Source organism: Pseudomonadales bacterium (genome assembly GCA_041395945.1).
Classification (GTDB): Bacteria; Pseudomonadota; Gammaproteobacteria; order Pseudomonadales; family Azotimanducaceae; genus SZUA-309.
Genome location: JAWKZN010000001.1, coordinates 1,891,240 through 1,909,728 on the forward strand (window position 1 = coordinate 1,891,240; position 18,489 = coordinate 1,909,728).

Annotated in this window: 14 protein-coding genes; 6 read left to right on the plus strand and 8 right to left on the minus strand. The window is 61.4% G+C overall.

All coding sequences use genetic code 11. The features are described 5' to 3' along the window. Window positions 1–166 precede the first annotated feature (166 nt). A complete protein-coding gene (locus R3E82_08890; GenBank protein MEZ5550988.1) occupies window positions 167–1,291 on the plus strand; it encodes an OmpA family protein in 1,125 nt (374 codons plus the stop codon). Window positions 1,292–1,452: 161 nt separating this feature from the next. Here the strand turns inward: R3E82_08890 and R3E82_08895 are convergent, their stop codons facing one another. After that, window positions 1,453–1,956, minus strand: coding sequence for a hypothetical protein (locus tag R3E82_08895; protein ID MEZ5550989.1), 504 nt, complete (start codon window positions 1,954–1,956; stop codon window positions 1,453–1,455). 69 nt (window positions 1,957–2,025) lie between these two features. Continuing rightward, entirely contained in the window at window positions 2,026–3,555 is a 1,530-nt protein-coding gene (locus tag R3E82_08900) for a fumarate hydratase (GenBank protein ID MEZ5550990.1), read from the minus strand. A gap of 143 nt (window positions 3,556–3,698) precedes the next feature. On the opposite strand from R3E82_08900, the gene R3E82_08905 reads away from it, so the two are divergent. Both R3E82_08905 and R3E82_08910 read left to right on the plus strand, forming a co-directional pair. Next, window positions 3,699–4,988 carry a dipeptidase gene (locus R3E82_08905; protein MEZ5550991.1) on the plus strand — a complete coding sequence of 430 codons (1,290 nt, stop codon included), beginning with the start codon at window positions 3,699–3,701 and terminating at the stop codon, window positions 4,986–4,988. Window positions 4,989–5,023: 35 nt separating this feature from the next. Further along, the gene (locus R3E82_08910) at window positions 5,024–6,217 is read left to right on the plus strand and encodes a metallophosphoesterase (protein MEZ5550992.1); all 1,194 of its coding nucleotides are present in this window, start codon (window positions 5,024–5,026) and stop codon (window positions 6,215–6,217) included. Here R3E82_08910 and argE read toward each other — a convergent pair. After that, window positions 6,202–7,365 carry an acetylornithine deacetylase gene (argE, locus tag R3E82_08915; protein MEZ5550993.1) on the minus strand — a complete coding sequence of 388 codons (1,164 nt, stop codon included), beginning with the start codon at window positions 7,363–7,365 and terminating at the stop codon, window positions 6,202–6,204. The genes R3E82_08910 and argE overlap by 16 nt on opposite strands. 127 nt (window positions 7,366–7,492) lie before the next feature. After that, on the minus strand, window positions 7,493–9,217 hold the full coding sequence (locus R3E82_08920; protein MEZ5550994.1) for a hypothetical protein: 1,725 nt from the start codon (window positions 9,215–9,217) through the stop codon (window positions 7,493–7,495). Here R3E82_08920 and R3E82_08925 point away from each other — a divergent pair. Continuing rightward, window positions 9,216–9,926 carry a hypothetical protein gene (locus R3E82_08925; GenBank protein MEZ5550995.1) on the plus strand — a complete coding sequence of 237 codons (711 nt, stop codon included), beginning with the start codon at window positions 9,216–9,218 and terminating at the stop codon, window positions 9,924–9,926. The genes R3E82_08920 and R3E82_08925 overlap by 2 nt on opposite strands. Here the strand turns inward: R3E82_08925 and R3E82_08930 are convergent, their stop codons facing one another. Next, window positions 9,927–11,372 (minus strand): wax ester/triacylglycerol synthase family O-acyltransferase, encoded by a 1,446-nt coding sequence (locus R3E82_08930; GenBank protein MEZ5550996.1) that lies wholly within the window; start codon window positions 11,370–11,372, stop codon window positions 9,927–9,929. A 231-nt stretch (window positions 11,373–11,603) separates the two neighbouring features. On the opposite strand from R3E82_08930, the gene R3E82_08935 reads away from it, so the two are divergent. Continuing rightward, the gene (locus tag R3E82_08935) at window positions 11,604–12,110 is read left to right on the plus strand and encodes a hypothetical protein (protein MEZ5550997.1); all 507 of its coding nucleotides are present in this window, start codon (window positions 11,604–11,606) and stop codon (window positions 12,108–12,110) included. Between the two features lie 80 nt (window positions 12,111–12,190). Here R3E82_08935 and R3E82_08940 read toward each other — a convergent pair whose 3' ends face one another. The 3 genes from R3E82_08940 to R3E82_08950 form a co-directional block, all read right to left on the minus strand. Then, window positions 12,191–14,092: an ABC transporter ATP-binding protein gene (locus tag R3E82_08940; protein ID MEZ5550998.1), complete on the minus strand. Its 1,902-nt coding sequence runs from the start codon at window positions 14,090–14,092 to the stop codon at window positions 12,191–12,193. Continuing rightward, window positions 14,089–15,921, minus strand: coding sequence for an ABC transporter ATP-binding protein (locus R3E82_08945; GenBank protein MEZ5550999.1), 1,833 nt, complete (start codon window positions 15,919–15,921; stop codon window positions 14,089–14,091). Before R3E82_08945 ends, R3E82_08940 begins: the two co-directional genes overlap by 4 nt. A 121-nt stretch (window positions 15,922–16,042) precedes the next feature. Continuing rightward, window positions 16,043–17,101 carry a hypothetical protein gene (locus R3E82_08950; GenBank protein ID MEZ5551000.1) on the minus strand — a complete coding sequence of 353 codons (1,059 nt, stop codon included), beginning with the start codon at window positions 17,099–17,101 and terminating at the stop codon, window positions 16,043–16,045. A 435-nt stretch (window positions 17,102–17,536) separates the two neighbouring features. On the opposite strand from R3E82_08950, the gene R3E82_08955 reads away from it, so the two are divergent. After that, window positions 17,537–18,487 carry an ABC transporter permease gene (locus R3E82_08955; GenBank protein MEZ5551001.1) on the plus strand — a complete coding sequence of 317 codons (951 nt, stop codon included), beginning with the start codon at window positions 17,537–17,539 and terminating at the stop codon, window positions 18,485–18,487. Window positions 18,488–18,489 lie beyond the last annotated feature (2 nt).

An 18,489-nucleotide genomic window follows, 5' to 3' on the forward strand; every position in this document is an offset into this window, starting at 1 on the left:
TCGTGCACGGTGAGCGGGAATCATCCGCACGGTCAGCCAGTTGAGGGCTGCCAGGGATTAAATGGAGATTTAATGGAGACAAGGTGCAGAAAAAGTGTATATTGCCCGCCATTGTCCCTCACGACTCCCGAATCTCAATAATCAGAACTTTATTAAGGAGCGACCGATGCGTTCATCGTTCAAACTGATCAGCCTGGCGGGCCTGCTTGCCTGCGCTTTGCCGGCAACCGCCCAGGAGCATGGACCCAAAGACAGTCAGCTGTTTCTGTCCGTGCTCGGCGCGGAGTACGACGGTCCTTCAGACCTGGACATCCGCAGATCGGACACCGGTTTTGGTGGCGGCATCGGATTCGGTATCACCGACAACTGGGCGCTGGAAGCCACTCTGTTCGACTTCAAACCGCAAGTCGAAGTCGGCGGCACCCGCACCAAAGGTGATGTGGACTACTGGACCGTCAACGTCATCCGCTCCATCGGTCCGGGCGTGAACTGGCAACCCTACCTGACCGCTGGCGCAGGCCGCGCGGAATTCCGCTATGACGGGCTGCAGGACAAGGAGATGGACAGCCTCTTCAACCTCGGTGCCGGATTCTTCGCCAACCTGACCGAGCGTCTCGCGTTCCGCGCCGATGTGCGCGGCGTCTACCACAATGGTGCCGACAGTTTTTCACCGATGGCGACCGCAGGCCTGAGCTTCATCCTCGGCGGTGCCAAGCCGGCTCCGATGGTGGCCGCACCCGCTCCGGTCGATTCCGATGGCGACGGCGTGACCGATGACCGGGACGCCTGCCCCAATACCCCCGCCGGTGTCTCAGTCGATGCCCGTGGCTGCCCGCTCGACAGCGACCGCGACGGCGTGCCGGATCACCGGGACGACTGCCCCAACACCCCGGCCGGCGCCAAAGTCGATGCCCGAGGCTGCGAAGTCGTGATAGAGAAGCCCGTCTCCTTCAACCTTACCGTTGAATTCGGCTTCGACTCCGCCGAGATCACCGGCGTGGCCTTCCAGGAGATGCTGGAACTGCTCAAGTTCCTGCGCGAATATCCGAGCACCAGTGCAGTCATCGAAGGGCACACCGACAGCCGCGGCGCGGAGGACTACAACCAGAATCTGTCCCAGCGTCGGGCTGCTGCTGTGCTGGAAGCGCTGACCAACTCCGGTATCCCGCGCTCCAGACTCAGCTCCGTGGGTTACGGTGAGTCACGCCCGGTCGCCAGCAACGACACCGATGCAGGTCGCGCCAAGAACCGCCGCGTCACCGTGGTGGTGTCCGGCGTCGCCAGGCAGTAGGCACAACACCGGCTGTCGCGCGCGGGCAGCCGCGCGCAATCTCCGGTGCGACCGTACGGGTCGGGCCGGAGTCCGGACAATGGAGTCCGGACAAACCGAAAAGCTCTGTCGGCTGAGCGGACAGGACCATCAGGTACAGGCCCGATCAGATAAACGCCCGATCAGGCAACCTGATAACGCAGCAACACCCGGGAACCATCCGCGAGTCCCCTGCGGAAGCGCGGGCCCCAGATCACCCACTCAAGGCGGTATTTACCGCCGAATACATCCAGCACCCGGGCATGGACACCGGCATCGGAAACCAGGCTTGCGGTCATGTCCCGCTGCGGCAGCTGCTGGTAGCCGGGATTGTCCGCCCAGACACCCACATCACCCAGCCACACCTTCGTCCGCGTGAGACCAAGTTCTACCGCCCGGGCCCGCCAGGCGTCTGCCGCAGTCACCACGTAGAGGTCGTCTCCCTCCCGGATGAACCAGACTTCCGCCTGACAGCGACTCAAGGATCCGTCGGTTCGAACCGGTGACAGGTAGATGAGGTCCGACTCATCCGCTTCGCTGGGCAGTCGCGGTGCAGCAGTGGACGCGGCAGCCAGAACACCCGGAGCAAGCGTACTCCCCGCCAGTCCCAGACCGGTGCTCAGGATCATGCGTCTGCGTGTAATCATGCCCTTCCTCTTCTGTAATGTATCCCAGCAAGGGTTCTCTGCTGGTCTGCTGACTCGACCTGAATTGCTCTAGACCACCCTGGCGGCGATCCGTTCGGCAATTTTTCCTGACCAGATCTGCGGACCCAGACGGTGCGCCGATTCGCCTTTCGAATCGACGGCAACGGTCACCGGCATGTCCTTCACCACAAACTCGTGAATGGCCTCCATGCCCAGTTCAGGAAAGGCAATGACCGTCGACCGGGTAATGGCCTTGGCGACCAGATAGGCGGCACCGCCCACCGCAATCATGTAGGCCGCTCCCGCATCGCGGATCGCCTCAATTGCCGCCGGTCCCCGCTCCGCCTTGCCGACCATGCCGATCAGGCCGGTCTGTTCGAGCAGCGGGCGGGTGAATTTGTCCATTCGGGTCGCCGTGGTGGGCCCTGCCGGTCCGATCACTTCATCGCCCACCGGATCCACCGGACCGACGTAGTAGATCATGCGGTTGCGGAAATCGACCGGCAGCGGTTCGCCCTTCTCGAGCAGGTCCACCAGCTTCTTGTGCGCCGCGTCCCGGCCGGTCAGCAGCTTGCCGGAAAGCAGCAGTGTGTCGCCCGTCTTCCAGGTGCGCACGATTTCCGGGGTGAGGGTATCGAGATCCACCTTGCGCACATCGGCCCCGAGATCGAAGTCAATGTCCGGCCACTCATCGAGATCGGGGGCTTCAAAGCGGGCGGGGCCGGAGCCATCCAGGGTGAAATGGACATGGCGGGTGGCGGAGCAGTTCGGAATCACCGCCACGGGTTTGTTCGCCGCGTGGGTGGGGTACTCGCGCACCTTCACATCCAGCACCGTGGTCAGGCCACCAAGGCCCTGGGCGCCGATACCCAGTGCGTTGACCTTGTCGAAAATCTCGAGGCGAAGCTCTTCGAGATGGCTGGAAGGTCCCCGCGCCTTCAGCTCCTGAATGTCGATGGCGTCCATCATCGACTCCTTGGCGATCAGCATGGCCTTTTCGGGCGTACCGCCGATGCCGATACCCAGGATGCCGGGCGGACACCAGCCTGCCCCCATGGCCGGCACCATGTTGAGCACCCAGTCGACGATCGAGTCCGACGGGTTCAGCATGGCGAACTTCGCCTTGGCCTCGCTGCCGCCCCCTTTCGCCGCCACTTCCACACTCAGCCTGTCGCCAGGCACCATGGAATAGTGGATGACCGCAGGGGTGTTGTCCCGGGTGTTAGTGCGCTTACCGTCCGGGTCCGCCAGTACCGAGGCGCGCAGCACGTTGTCGGGGAAAGCGTACGCCCGGCGCACGCCTTCGTTGATCATATCGTCCACACTCAATGTGGCATCCCAGCGCACGTCCATACCCACCTTCACGAACACGATCACGATGCCTGTGTCCTGACAGATTGGCCTTCGACCAATGGCGCACATCCGCGAATTCACGAGCACCTGGGTCAGGGCGGCCTTGGCTGCCGGCGCCTCTTCCCGCTCCCAGGCGCTGCGCATCGCACGGATGAAGTCCACCGGATGGTAATAGGAGATGAACTGCAGTGCGTCCGCCACGCTCTGAATCAGGTCTTCCTGCTTGATCGCTTTACCTGCCTGCATGATTCTCTTCGGTCGCTGCTTTCGGGGTCGGCCATTCTACCGCAGGTTGCGCGCACCCGGGGCGTGAACAGAAGAGACCTGCGCCTTGTCACCCCTTACCGGCACGTGTGAACATGCCGCCTCCGAAATTCCGGAAGCCGAAGATGCAGTGTATTCATCGACCCCTGCCTTTTTCATTCCTCGCGGCCACACTGCTGGTGCTGGGGGGTTGTGGACAACCTGCCCCGTCCGGGCCCGACCAGAGCAGATCGGCGGAAGCTCCGGTAGCGCCGGTAGCACCTGAGGCAAAAGCCCGGGAACTGAGCCGGAAGTACCTGATCGTCGACACCCATATCGACGTACCCTACCGTCTCCTGGAAACACCCGCCGATGTCAGTAAAGCCACGAAAGATGGGGACTTCGACTACCCGCGAGCGGTTGCCGGTGGTCTCGATGCGCTGTTCATGTCTATCTATATTCCGGCCGATGTGGACGCCGAGGGTAAAGCCGGTGAGCTGGCCAACAGCCTGATCGACTCCATGGAAGCGCTGGCTGCCGCCGCACCCGAAAAATTTGCCGTAGCTACCTGTGCCGCCGATCTGCCGGCCCTCAAGGGTCAGGGCAGGATCGCACTGCCACTGGGTATGGAGAATGGCGGACCCATTGCCGGGTCCTTCGAAACACTCAGGCATTTCCGGGATCGGGGGATCCGCTATATCACCCTCGCCCACTCGAAATCGAACCATATCTCGGACTCTTCTTACGATGAGAACGAGCAGTGGCAGGGCCTCTCCGAATTCGGTCGCACACTGATCGGCGAGATGAACCGCCAGGGGGTGATGATCGACGTCTCGCACATAACCGATCGCGCCTTCTGGCAGGTGATCGAACTGACCGAAGTGCCCATAATCGCCAGCCATTCTTCGCTGCGGCATTTCACACCGGATTTCCACCGCAACATGAGCGATGACATGGTCGCAGCGCTCAAGGCCAACGGTGGCGTCATACAGATCAACTTCGGCAGCAGTTTTCTTACCGCCGACGCCAATGGTTACGGCGGCAAACTGCAGGAAGCTGCGCAGAGTTTCGCTGCCGGAATGGGGCTGAAGGAAGACGATCCGCTGCTCGAGAAGTTCGCCGCCGACTACCGTGCGGAGCACCCCTACCCGTTCGCGACGGTGGCGGACGTACTCGATCACATCGACCGTGCCGTGATGCTTGCCGGCATTGACCATGTGGGCCTCGGTTCGGACTACGACGGTGTGGGTGACAGCCTGCCCGTCGGGCTCAAAGATGTGAGCCAGTATCCGAACCTGATCGCGGGACTGATCGAGCGCGGTTACAGCGACGCTGATATCGAAAAGATCCTCGGCGGAAACCTGCTCAGAGTCTGGCGACAGGTCGAAGCATTCGCGACGGCTGCAGGCAACCCGCCGGCCTGTACCCAGGCCTGATGAGCGCCGGTCGCGCCCGGGCAGATGCGCTCCGGATGCTGAGAGTCCTGGCACGATGCGGTGTACTGCTGGCCGGAACTCTGAGCGCCTCCCTCCCGCTTGCGGAGACAGACGCCATTGCGGCGCTCCAGCCTGCGGAAGACGAATTCCACTTCGTGGTGCTCGGCGACAGTCAGTTCCACGATCCGACCACATTCAATCGCATGATTGACGACGTGCGTCTGCTGCAACCGGCCTTCGTGATCCAGGTCGGCGATATGGTCGAAGGCTATGTCGCCGGGCTCGACGAGATGGAATCCCAGTGGGTGCGATTTCGCCGGCAGATTGCTCCCCTGGCACCCACGGTCTTCCTGCCCGTGCCGGGCAATCACGACCTCTACGACACCGAACGGCACGCCACCGCCGAATTCGAACAGATCTACAAAAGGATCTGGGGCGACCTCTACTACAATTTCCGGTATCGCAATGCCGAATTCTTCGTGCTCAACACGGACGGTGTGCACAGCGAATCCCGCATCGACACAGCGCAGCTGACCTGGCTGACCGAAGGGCTGGCGCGCAGCCGGGCCGAGCATCTGTTCGTGTTCATGCATCGTCCCCCGTCGAGTCTAGAACAGGCAGAGGAACTGCATGCACTGCTGCGCCGCTACCCGGTGCGCAATGTCTTCTACGGACACCATCATCACTATCACTTCGTGGAGCGGGACGGCATCGGTTACGTGATGACCAACGCCGCTGCAGATGGCGCGTTCTCCCAGGATGAAACCGGCAGCTTCGATCACTTCCTCATGGTCAGCGTGCGGGATTCGACCACCCGCTTCGCTGTGGTCCGCGCGGACGCCCTGGAAGCACCCGGCATCGTGCACCCGTCCGACAACTACGACCTGTTCGAAATTTCCCGTGCGCTGGCGCCGAAAAATGTCGATCTGACCGCCTCGGTGAGCGGATGGAAGATGCTCATCCCACTGGAAAACCCATCAGACAGAGAACTGACACTCTATCTTTCCTGCAGGTCCGAAGATGAGCGCTGGCAGTTCTCGCCGCGCCGGATTCCGCCGGTCACTCTGCAACCCGGGGAACATCGATCGCTGACTCTGGAAGTCGGGTTTGCTCATAACCGCCGGCCTGAATCCCAGCCCTACTGTGAGATCCGCCTGCCGTTCGCAACCTGGAACGGAGGCTGGTTCGATCACCGCCAGCGGGTGACCGGCAACTACTCCGAAAGGTAGTCGATCAGGCGGCGCATGAACCGGGTACCTGCTTCCACCTGGCTTAAGGAAATGAACTCATCCGGCTGGTGCGCCTGATCGATACTCCCCGGACCACACATCACCACCTGCAGCCCCGCCTGCTGAAACTGACCCGCCTCGGCTCCATAGGAAACAGATTCCCTGGCATTCTGACCTGTCAGGTGCTGCGCCAGTGCCACAGCGGCATCGTTCTCCGCCGCAGCGAATGCGGGGACATCTGCGAGGATGCGGAATTCGATACCCGTTTTCGCATCGATGGCGTGCATTTCCGGCTCGAGTACCTCGCGTGCAAACGCTTCGATCTCGCGCAGATAGTCCCGGGCTTCCTCACCCGGGATGCAGCGGATGTCTGTTACGAATTCGCAGTGATGGGCCATGATGTTGTGTGCGGTACCACCCCTGATTACTCCGCAGTGCAGGCTGGTGTGGTGCGGTTCGAATGCCGACGCCGGTGCCTCTTCGGCGCAGCGCCGCTGCCGTTCATGGATCCAGGCAATCAGGCGGGCGGCGATCATCACAGCCGACACACCGCGATGCGGCTGGCTCGAATGCGCCTCCCGACCGGTCACCCGTGTCTCGAAATAAAATATGCTCTTGTGCGCGCCGACCACCTGCATCATGGTTGGCTCACCCACGATCACGGCCGCCGGCTCGGGCACCGCGCGGGTGAGGGCTTCGATCAGTGCCGGTGCGCCGAGACAGCCGATTTCTTCATCGTATGACAGCGCAAAGTGAATCGGCCGCTTGAGCCGGTTCATCTCGGGCACCAGAGCCAGTGCGATGGCATAGAAGGACTTCATGTCACAGGTTCCGCGACCGTACAGCCGTCCCCCTTTTTCCACGACCTCAAAGGGGTTGCTGCTCCAGTCCTGATCATCGATCGGGACGACGTCCGTGTGCCCCGAAAGTACCACCCCACCGGCCACCATCGGCCCCACCGTCGCAAACAGATTGGCCTTGCTGCCGTCAGCATTGCTCACCCGGGTTGCGGATACACCCTGCGCGCCGAGATAGCTCTCGACGAATTCGATGAACTCGAGGTTCGAGTCCCGGGAAACGGTAGGAATGGACACCAGTCGCTCGATCATCTGACGGGGACTGAATGCGCTTTTATCGGAAGGTTTCATCGCAGCAGGATAGCACTCCGGAATCCGCGGTTGTTTGCAGTGGCGCCGGGTAAAGACCGATCAGATCGTCAGCGGGCTCAAGTTCCGCTGACTGTTGCGGGCTCACCGCGCACATTGCAGCACACCGCTAACCCAGCCCAGCTGACTCCGACACGGTGGCGGGGCGCTCCCTCTGCCTGAGTATCCACTGGCCGTTTTCCTCGAGGGCCGCCTCACCCAGCGCCCGCAGAATTTCCTGCTGAGCGGCCAGGCTTGACGCGGCCTGGAGCAGGCGCGCCGCGTTGGAGAATATCCGCCGGTTATGCTGATACTGTGCAACCAGTTCCCGCTCAGCCTGGCGCAGTGCATAGTTCTGCCGTACCGCGAATACGAAGGGAAACAGACCCATCAGCGCAATCAGCAGATCGCCAGTCCCGTCCGACATCCGATCCGCTGCGAAAGCGAGCAGGATGCCGGCTGCCAGCACGACGCCGAAGCTGATCAGGCCGATGGCACCGGTGAACCGCGAACGGCTCACCAGCTGCTGCGCTTTGGTCGAATAGTAATCGCGCTGGTCCTCTACCCAGCGCCGCGACACCAGTTCTATTGCCTCGCTGCTGGTCTCATGCTCCACCGAGTCGGCCCGGCGACCGGCAAAGCGCATGACGTTGCGGATCCAGCCCAGTTCCAGATCCTGACGCCTGAGGAAGCTGTCGTGGCTGAAGCGGCTGGGATTCTCCATGACCACACCGGCCACACTCCAGTAGAACTGCACACGGAGCCCTTCCGCCAGCACCCGGTAATCCTGAAATCTGCGCCGCCAGGCGAAACGCCGGTCGAGCCAGGAGAGCACCAGAACCAGCGCGAGACTGAAAATATACGGATAGATCAGCAGGTCCTGGCCGAGGTCGGCATACAGCACAAAACAGCAGCCGGCAAGCAGGGCGAACACCGAAGTACTGCGCAGGGCCATGTAGAAGTGCTGCTGATAGCGACGCGCAAGGGCGTCTGCTCTGTGATACAGATCATCGATGTCACGTGCGCCGGGTGGACACTGTGTAAGGGCGTCCGCCGGCAGCAGTTCATAGAACACCCGCTCATCCGCAGGTCGGCGAAGATCCGCGGAAAACTCTGCCATCCGCTGGAAGACCAGCCGGTAACGGGGCGGCATGTACAGCGTCCGGGGTTTGAGTTCATCCCGGGTCAGCCAGAAGACGTCTCCCGGTGCCAGCCCCGTATCCGGCGGGCCACCCTCCCGCCTCGAGCAGACCACGTGATAGACGAGATCGCTTTCGTCTTCGGTGAAATCGATGGGAGAGCGATGCTGACCTTCGGCGATCAGTTCGATGACGTCGTGCTGGTGAAATTTCACCACATGACCGGTGCCACCCGGTGATGTGGACGGTTTCCCGTCCCAGATGGCGAGCAGAATGTGGCTGTGCGCCGCAAGGTAGGCACCGAGCTGGGCATACTGGAGGTCCCGGACCCGACCGGAACCCGCTACGGCCACTCTGTCAGTCCCCTCCAGCAGCGGTAACTCCACCCGCTCGCCGAGCGTGAGCATTTCCTTGAATTCGACGAGCGAATCGCCGGTGAAATCGCGCTCGTAGAGTGCAAGTGGCATGGGCAGCAGTATGGAAATCGGGATACCCAGCTCGTGTGCAACCACCGCCGCGATACGATCCGCGCCTTCGGCCAGAGGGGTCATCACCAGCAGAGGAAGCTCAGGATAATCACGCCGCAGTTCCAGGAAGAACTCCCGGATCCGGGACTTGATGAGCGCCTGTTCCTCCACCGGCAGATCACGGTGTCCGGTTACACCCACCACCAGCGGTACCAGTCCCCCGCTCTGACCCCGCGCTGCATCATTCATGAAGCGAGGCTACCGCATCGCGTACACTATGGCGATGGACAACCGAACCCGCTCAGACGTCATCGATCAGCTGATTGGCTCCTACCTGAAAGTGCCGGTATCCGTACGCTGGAGCCGGGTCAGCGGGGTGCCCTTTCCCGACACCTTTTACGATGCTCACCTGGAGTTCCAGGGTGTCGCCACCGCCTGGCTGAATCTCGAACAGGTGGCCTGGGAGGCGAGCGAAGCCAGATTCATCCCCGGTTTCCCCGCCCGCTTCTCACTGACCAATCCCGCTGTGGTGATCGGCGTCGGCCAGGCCGAGCTCGATCGCTGGATGTCGCGCTTTCAGATGCCCTATCGGATCGAGCTCGGCGAGGACGGCCTGATCGTGCACACCCGGATCGCCGGATTTCCTGTGGCGGAGTTCGAGACAAAACTCGAGGTGGTGCGGGGCTGGTTCATCCTGCAACCGAAGCGGGCGTCGATTCTCGGTGTTCCGGCTTACGTGGCTTCCCTGTTTCGCACCTATCTTCCTCTGCCACCCCTTTCCAGTGAAACAAAACTCACCGGTATCGAGCACGGTGCCGGGGTCATCCGGCTGCGCTTCACCCTCGGGGATTTCGAAGAAGAAGTCAGCCCGGGGATTCTGAACCGGCTGCGCAAGCGCTTCTTCCCGCTCGCCGACCAGCTGTCCGAGTCCTGGACGGCGAATCCCCCGGCAGGCTGATCAGGCCACGGACTCTCCCGGCTCCGGGACATCGATCAGAGTGGCTGCCTTCAGTTCGGCAAAACTAGCCTCCATGCACTCCCCGAAGAATTCCGGATCCGGCACCATTTCCCGGCAGGAGGTCATGGAAATCATGATCCGGCCGCAATAGCTGAAAACGGGGAAGATCAGTCCCATGCCATCGAAGATCGGCCCCATGCCGAACTGGGTCACCAGCTTCGCGCCGGCACAGTACAGGGGGACCTGGGGACCGGGCACATTGGTCACCACACAGTTGAAGGGTACGTTCATCTGCTGGGAGAGACCGTATTCCGTATATACCCGGGTTGCCAGCGCAGCAGTGGTGGACGGAATGAACTGTGTGTAGTCGGTCATCAGCTTGGCACCGACCGCATGTGTCATGGATTTGGACGCCATTGAAGCGGCGTGCACCGCCTGCAGTCGCTCCACCGGATCGGCAATGTCCGTGCCCAGGGCCACAGTCATCCCTGCCACCTGATTGCCCAGGGCGCCTTTCTCACCCTCGCTGCGGACCGAAATCGGCGCCATGGCCGTCATCGGCTCATTGGGCAGTTCCTGCTTGGCTTCCAGATAGCGGCGCAGGGTGCCACCAGCCACCGCCAGCACAACATCATTTACCGTGGCACCCGGCACCGCCTTTTTCATGGCGCGCACCTGGCCCAGGTCAAAACTGCGGCCTTCGAGCACCCGGTGCGCGGACACCTGTCTGTTGAAACGTGTTCTCGGCGGCTGGACGGCTGGTGCTTCAAAACGCCGCTGCATGAACCCGAGTCCCAGACGACCCATCGCCGGGATGGTCCTGGCCATCACTTCCGCGAAACGCCAGGGCTGAGTGAAGGTGTTGAGCTGTGCGCGCAACAGCAGCTCTGCGGGGTTCGGGTCACGTTCGCCCGTCCAGGGTCGTGTCGAAGGAATGTCTGCGGGTTCCGGCTGCAGATCATGGATGGCTTCGGTCATGTCGACTCCGGACACCCCATCAATACAGGCGTGGTGCACCTTGGAGACGATGGCGTAGCTGCCCTTCGGCAGACCGGGAATGCCATCGAGTCCTTCCACTACGGTGAACTCCCAGAGTGGCCGGGTGAGATCCAGCGGACGCGAGTGGAGACGTGCGGCCTGTATGCAGAGCTGCCGCCAGTCACCGGGTTCGGGCAGGCGGATGTGGCGCACGTGATACTCGAGATCGAAATCCCTGTCTTCGATCCAGTAGGGGTGATCCAGATTGAAGGGCACATGCACAACCTTCTGCCGGAAGCTGCGTGCCAGATGCAGACGGGACTCGATCGCACGCAGAATGTCTTTGAATCCCTGTTTACCACCCGGAACCGTGGACTGGTCGTAAATCGTAATGGCACCGATGTGCATGGGCGTCTTCGGCGTTTCAAAGTAAAGGAAAGATGCATCCTGACCACTGAGCTGCTGCATGACTGGGTACCTCCCTTGAATATCTCCCGGACCCGGACGGCCGATTATCCGTGGCCGGTCCGAACCGGACAACCGCTTTCACCGTTTCCCCGCAATTCAATGACTTCCAGCCGGCTGCTGCGGCAAGTTGAGATTGCACAGCAGGAAAAAGTGATAGCATGCCCGGCACTGGGTCTTGCGCGAAAGCCAGGGCATGGAAGCTGGGGAGCAAGCTGGGGAGCGAAAGCAACTGTGGGAATACTCAAGATTACTGGCGCCATCCTGGCAGTCCTGCTGCTGTGTGTGGTGGGCATTCTGGTCAGCGCGCGATACGCGGACGGGCCGTGGGAAATGATCGCCGGCGGTCCTTTCACCAGCGGCAAACCGTACCGGGGCCCTGAGCCCGACTGGGCATTCGTGCGGGACATCGTCACCGTGGAGTTCCAGCTCATGGACCCGCCACGCTCACGCACCACCTGGATTCTCGAACACGAGGGAAGGATCTATATCCCCTGCGGCTATATGGACACCGCCTGGGGTCGATTCTGGAAACAGTGGCCGATAGAGGCGGAGAAGGATGGCCAGGCGATTTTGCGCGTCAACGGCACCCTCTACGACCGCCGTCTGGTTCGGGTGACGTCGGGGCCGGAGATCGCCCCGCTCACCGCTCAGATCGTTGAGAAATACAAGGTTCCCGCGACACCGGCCGCGGTCGAGGCCAATTCCCTGTGGCTGTTCGAACTGGCACCGGCTGGCTGAGTTGAGACGTGCGGCGGCGCTGGCAGGACGAGCCGGAGACCGCACCACCCTTCGTGATCATCCGGATGGAAGCCCGGTGATCAGCGACTGCTTTCCCGTATCGAGACATCCTGAAACTGCAACTGATTGAGGGTGTAGTACACGCCGCGCAGGGCCATCAGTTCGTCGTGCGTGCCCAGTTCCTTCACTCTGCCGTGCTTGAGTACCAGAATCCTGTCTGCCTCACGAATGGTCTGCAGACGGTGGGCAATCAGGATGGATGTGCGATCTTTCATGATCGCCTGCAACGCCCGCTGAATGATCTGCTCTGTTTCAGTGTCGATGCTGGCAGTCGCTTCGTCCAGGATCAGGATCTCCGGATCGGCGGCCAGCACCCGTGCAAAGGCGAGCAACTGGCGCTGACCTTGTGAGAGGTTCTGTCCGCGCTCCACGAGCTGCGTGTCGTAGCCTTCCGGAAGTGCTTCGATGAAGATGTTTGCATTCACCACCTCTGCCGCCGCGATCGCCTGGGCCCGGCTGATATCCGGATTACCCACCGCAATGTTGTCGAGTATCGAACCCGAAAAAATGTGGAAATCCTGCATCACCACACCCACCCGCCGTCGCAGGTCCGAGGCTGCGATCCGGTTGAGATCCAGATCGTCGATGAAGATGGAATCATCCGGGAAGTTGTAAAACCGTCCCAGCAGACGTATCAGCGTGCTCTTACCCGATCCCGTGGGGCCCACCACGGCAAGCTTCTCACCGGGATTCACCACGAAAGACACATTGTGCAGAACCCGTTTGTCAGGCTCGTAACCGAAGGTCAGATCACGGAATTCCAGCTTGCCCTGCAGCCGGGCAGGCAGCTGCAGAGGCCGGGTGGGCTCACGCACCTGCTCATGCCAGTCCAGGGCCTGGAAAATGCGCTCCGCGCTCGCCATAGCACGAAACAGGATGTTGTACTGCTGGCCGAGCACCCGGATCGGCCGGATGAACATGTCCACGAACTGAGTGAAGAGAATCACACTGCCGAGCGAGATCGCATCCTGCAGTGCAGAACCGCCCCCGAACCAGAGAATGACCACCAGCGCCATGTTCACCATGTTGTCCATGAAAGCGCCATAGCTGGACTCCAGCTTGATGGCACTGACTTCCTGCTGGCGGTTGTCTTCGTTGATCTCCCGATATGCCTGCAGATTGCGTGCTTCCCGATTGGACAGCTGCACCACCTGCATGCCCGAGAGATTTTCCTGCAGATTCTGATTGAGCGCTGAGACCGTGTTGCGGATCAGGCGGTAGATACGCCGGGTGGCCTGCCGGAAAAAATAGGTAATCACCGAAAACAGCGGAATCGCGATAAGCAGGTACAGGGTGAGCTGTACGTCGATGGCAAACATGATCACCAGGGCCAGCAGGAAAGGCACGAATTCTCCGATCAGCATGCCCATACCCATCAGCAGTTCAAACAGCGCCTGCACGTCGTTGGTGATGCGTGTCATCACCCGACCTACCGCCACCTTGTCGTAGAAACTCGACGGCCGCCGTTCCATATGCGCGAAGAGATCCAGCCGCATGTCGCGCAGTGCGGTCAGTACGGTGCGGGCGAAGGTCACCCGGTGCAGGTGATAAAAGAAGTGGCAGGCGATGGAAAACGCCGCGTAGAGGACACAGGCACTCACCAGCGGCTGCCAGCCGGTCAATCCGGACACCCAGCTGGTGAGGGTGATCATGCCGAAGTCGGGCAGCAGGACATCCGGCTCTCCCAGGATCACACCATCGATGATCACCCGGGTGACCACCACCGGCAGCAGAATCGCCAGAGTGGAGGCAACGAGCACCAGCACCACGCTGAGAATCGCCAGCCTGCGGTGAGGTGCCACCCAGCCGAGAATCCGCCGCAGATACTGCATGTTCATCGACTGCCCTTCGATGTCTGCATCGAAGATGGAGTGATCGAGTACCTTTCGAGTCCCGCTGCGGGCGTGGCCCGTGCTGCTCATGAACCTTCCTCCGCGAGCTTCTGCGCGTCGACTGCCTGCAGACGGTCATCCTCGAGGCTCGCGCGGGCGTTGTCGGTGCGGCGCTGATTGCGTTCGAGATCCGCGTAGAAGCCTCCTGCAGCGAGCAGCTCGGCATGACTGCCGGTCTCGATCACCCTGCCCTGCTCGAGGACGATGATGCGATCCGCGTGTCTTGCGGTGGACACCCGGTGCGAGACCAGCAGAGTCGTACCTTCATGCCGTACCTTCTTCAGTCCGGCAAGGATGTGCTCTTCGGTTTCCGTATCCACGGCGGAAAAACAGTCATCGAGAATCAGCAGGGGTGTACGTCGTATCAGTCCCCGGGCAAGGGCGGCGCGCTGCTTCTGACCGCCGGACAGGGTGACACCCCGTTCGCCGAGAATGGTGTTCAGGCCCTCGGGAAAGCCTTCGATGGTTTCTTCAAGGGCGGCTGCGTGGGCGATTTCCAGAATCTCCTGATGATCCCGGCTCGGATCGTCGTAGGCGATGTTTTCACCCAGGCTGTCTGCAAACAGAAAGGGATCCTGGAGCACCATGCATACCCGGGAGCGCAGGAAGGCCAGTGGATACCCCGAGACGGGGTGTCCATCCAGCAGAATGTCACCCTCGGTGGGTTCGAGCAGTCTTACAAACAGGCGCAGCAGGGTCGACTTTCCGGATCCCACCCGACCGAGCAGGGCGATCGTTTCACCGGGGGCCACTTCGAAACTGACGTTTTCCAGCGCCGGCCGGTTCTTGCCTTCGTAGCAGTAACTCAGACCCCGTACCGACACCGCGCCGGTGAGTTCGGGAAATGCTTCGCTGGGTGAGTCACGGATTTCCGGCGGGTGATCGAGAATTTCGAAGAGTCGCGCGGTACCGGAAGCACCCCGCTGCCATTGCGCCACCAGAGATCCCGCCTCCCGCACCGGCCACAGGACCAGGGCCAGGTAGGAGAAAAACGCGGCGAAAGTCCCGATGGTGATCTCACCCTGCCGGAGGAGCGCACTGCCGTAGCCGATGATGATCAGTGTGCCGCTGGCAGCCAGCACCGGCATGACAGCGCCGAGCACCGAGGTGGTAGTGAACAGATCCAGATTACGATCGGCGAAGGTCTGATTCACAGCGGCAAAACGCTCTATCTCCCGGTCCTCCTGGGCCATGGACTGCACGGTGCGGATACCATTGAGATTTTCCTGCACAAAGGTCGACAGCGCTGAAAATCCAGCCTGCACCACATAGCTTTCGGCGTAGATGCGTTTCGAGAAGAGATAGGCCACAACTGCAATCACCGGCATGGGTGCCAGAATGGCCAGCGCCAGCTTCACCGACAGGGTGAACATGAAGAACACGCCAACCCCGGCGGTAATCAGGAGAATGAGGGTGAGACGTATCGTACCGGCAAGAATCTCCCGGCACAGATTGATGTCGTTGATCGCCCGGGCCATGAGATCACCCACGGAGAAGCGGGCAAAGAACATCGGCCCCTGCAGCTGGAGGTGGTGATAGAGACGGTTGCGCAGATCAAAAGCGGCGTTCACACCGATGCGGCGCAGCGCGATTCGGTAGGCGATGGTGGCCAGCATCTGCAGAACCACACAGACGGCTATGGCCAGGGCCGGATAGACTAGGACCTCGGTGGCGGATTCCACTGCCAGGGTGCCGGCACCGAGCGCCTTCTGCCCGTCGGAAATGCTGTCGATACCCATCTTCAGGTAGAGTGGGATGATCCCCTCGAATATCCGGGACGCCACCATGCCCGCAACGGCAAGCCAGAATGACCAGGCATACTGACGCAGGTAGGGGATCAGCCGCAGTAGAGAACGCATAAACAGGGACGAACTTGGCGAGCGGGCAAGTGTACCCTGTCAGAAGCTGGAGTGGTCACACGGACCGCTCCGATTCAGCGCCGCGATGCGCCGACCGGCCCCCGGCGTGCAGCGCCGACCGTCAGCGTCCGCCGGGAGCCGAACCTCCTGCCGGTTCCACTTCGCTTTCGAGCAGCCGGGCACCCCGCAGAATGCCCTCCATCGCGTAGTTGCCTTCGTGGCAGGCGTATTCGTACACCATGTCGTCGGACGCCGGCCAGGGATACTCGCCACTCCAGGCGCTGGTCCAGGTATTCGGATCTTCCACCGTGAAGCTGTACATGAGTGTGCTGTCGTCGATCCGCCGGAAGCGCTCCACTACGTGGAGTTCCCGGGTGGCACCGTAGAGTGCAGTCCGGTCGGAGAAGTTGGTGGTGTCTACCACCAGAGTGTCTCCTTCCCACCAGCCGATGGAATCGCCCATCCACTTCCGCACCGAAGGATCCACGTGCTCCGAATTGAGGCGGATGATGCGTGCGTCGTGCACCATCTCATTAAGGATCATCACATGATCCGGGGTCTGCACGATCCGTTTCAGGTTGTTGTAGAGCACCGGCAGCATCGGCGGCCCCGCTGAAGAACCGAAGCCGAGCAGGCAGCGGTCGCTCAGGGTGAGGGCTTCAGGATCGTCGTAGGGACCAGGGCCTTTTTCCCCGACCCACCAGGCTTCACCCGTGTTCTGCCGGAACTGGGCGAAAAATTTCGCCATCTTCATGCGGGCCTGCGGCGTCATCTCCGGATAGCGGCCGTTGGCCGGGTCCACGATGATCGAAGTTCTGAACTCCCCATCGACCCGGATGGCGGTATCGCCGTTGTCGATCCAGAAGGAGTTGTAGCCACCGACGTTGCCTGCGGCACCCGCCGAGCCGTCACCGCCCGCCGGTGGGGCCTCTCTGTCAGGATCGCTCTGCTCCAGACCGGCCGCCTTGGCCGCTGCGACCCGGGCTGCGATGGCGCTGGCTTCCTTTTCTGACAGTGTCAGCTTATTGCCCAGCTCCGCAGGGCGCTGCAGCGGTGTGACCGTGGCGATGTCATAGGTCCCTGAGAGATCGGGGACTTTGCCGCGCGCCGCATCCACCGATGCCGCTGTCACCACCAGGATACCGGTCGCGAACAGAGAAACTATCAATCGACCGTGCATAGCGCACCTCCATTCATTTTTGGCCGCTCATACTGTGGCCGCTCATACTGTAACTGCGTTCGGGCTGTCTGCAGCTGCCTTCCGGGTGGGGTTGCTGTTCAGTCCGGCAGCGGATTCACCTGTACATAGTGAGAGCTGGAAACCCCATCGTCCAATAGTGTTTTGGCATCACAACGCCGCTTTTTCACTATGACGGCCTCCGGCGTCCCGGCGCCCACCAGCATGCAACTTCTTCAGCCACCGTTACGGCCCGCCACGCGTGCGATCGAGGCAGGTGTATCCCGACAGATCGCGACTCAACGGTAGTCACCGCCGCCGTGCACTTTGCACGCGTGCACGGATGCGCGGTTTTCAGTCGACACCTGCTCTCCTGCGCGGCGATGCCGTAACCACTGCGCTACAATTCCGCGGGGACCGAAGCCTGAGGGGGATGGATTGCGCGCCTATATTCTGCGTCGGCTGCTGGCGGTCGTGCCGACACTGCTGTTTGCCAGTCTCATCGTGTTCGGTTCCATGCGCCTGATCCCCGGTGATGTCATCGACCTGATGCTGGCGCAGAACGACATTGCCACGGACCAGGACAGGGCCACCATAGAATCCGCACTCGGCTTCGATAAGCCCGTGCACATACAGTATTTCGCCTGGCTGGGCGCCGCGCTGACGGGCGATCTCGGTCGATCCCTGTGGCAGAACACCGAGGTCAGCGAGCAGCTGGCCGACGCACTTCCGATCACTTTCGAACTCGGATTTCTCGCGCTCATCATCTCCATCACCGTAGCGCTTCCCATCGGTACCTACTCCGCGATGCGTCAGGACACCACCGGCGACTATGTCGCCCGCTCCGTCTCGCTGCTGATGCTCGCCGTACCGAGTTTCTGGCTCGGTACTCTGGTGATGGTCTTCCCGTCTGTCTGGTGGCGCTGGTCGCCCCCGCTGGAATACACACCCTTCTTCGAAGATCCGCTGCAGAACCTCTCTCACATGATCGTGCCTGCCATTCTGCTGGGCCTGGCAATCTCTGCGGTGACCATGCGCATGACGCGCACGATGATGCTCGAGGTAATGCGCCAGGATTACATCCGTACCGCCAGGGCCAAGGGCCTGAGCGAGGGGCTGGTGATCGTGCGTCACGCGCTGCGCAACGGCCTCATACCGGTGGTGACGCTGATCGGTCTGCAGGCGCCACTGCTGATTGGCGGCGCGGTGATCCTCGAGCAGATCTTCGTCGTACCCGGCATGGGACTGCTGCTGCTCGAAGCGGTATTTCAACGGGACTATCCGGTGATCTCTGGCGTATTCCTCGTCGTTGGTGTCGGCATTCTGCTGATCAACCTGCTGGTGGATCTGACCTACGGCTGGCTCGATCCGCGGGTGCGACACCAGTGAGA

Coding starts and splice junctions, on each gene's coding strand:
- R3E82_08890 (MEZ5550988.1), top strand. CDS start 167: ATGCGTTCATCGTTCAAACTGATCAGCCTGGCGGGCCTGCTTGCCTGC.
- R3E82_08895 (MEZ5550989.1), bottom strand. CDS start 1,956: ATGATTACACGCAGACGCATGATCCTGAGCACCGGTCTGGGACTGGCG.
- R3E82_08900 (MEZ5550990.1), bottom strand. CDS start 3,555: ATGCAGGCAGGTAAAGCGATCAAGCAGGAAGACCTGATTCAGAGCGTG.
- R3E82_08905 (MEZ5550991.1), top strand. CDS start 3,699: ATGCAGTGTATTCATCGACCCCTGCCTTTTTCATTCCTCGCGGCCACA.
- R3E82_08910 (MEZ5550992.1), top strand. CDS start 5,024: ATGCTGAGAGTCCTGGCACGATGCGGTGTACTGCTGGCCGGAACTCTG.
- argE (MEZ5550993.1), bottom strand. CDS start 7,365: ATGAAACCTTCCGATAAAAGCGCATTCAGTCCCCGTCAGATGATCGAG.
- R3E82_08925 (MEZ5550995.1), top strand. CDS start 9,216: ATGAAGCGAGGCTACCGCATCGCGTACACTATGGCGATGGACAACCGA.
- R3E82_08920 (MEZ5550994.1), bottom strand. CDS start 9,217: ATGAATGATGCAGCGCGGGGTCAGAGCGGGGGACTGGTACCGCTGGTG.
- R3E82_08930 (MEZ5550996.1), bottom strand. CDS start 11,372: ATGCAGCAGCTCAGTGGTCAGGATGCATCTTTCCTTTACTTTGAAACG.
- R3E82_08940 (MEZ5550998.1), bottom strand. CDS start 14,092: ATGAGCAGCACGGGCCACGCCCGCAGCGGGACTCGAAAGGTACTCGAT.
- R3E82_08945 (MEZ5550999.1), bottom strand. CDS start 15,921: ATGCGTTCTCTACTGCGGCTGATCCCCTACCTGCGTCAGTATGCCTGG.
- R3E82_08950 (MEZ5551000.1), bottom strand. CDS start 17,101: ATGCACGGTCGATTGATAGTTTCTCTGTTCGCGACCGGTATCCTGGTG.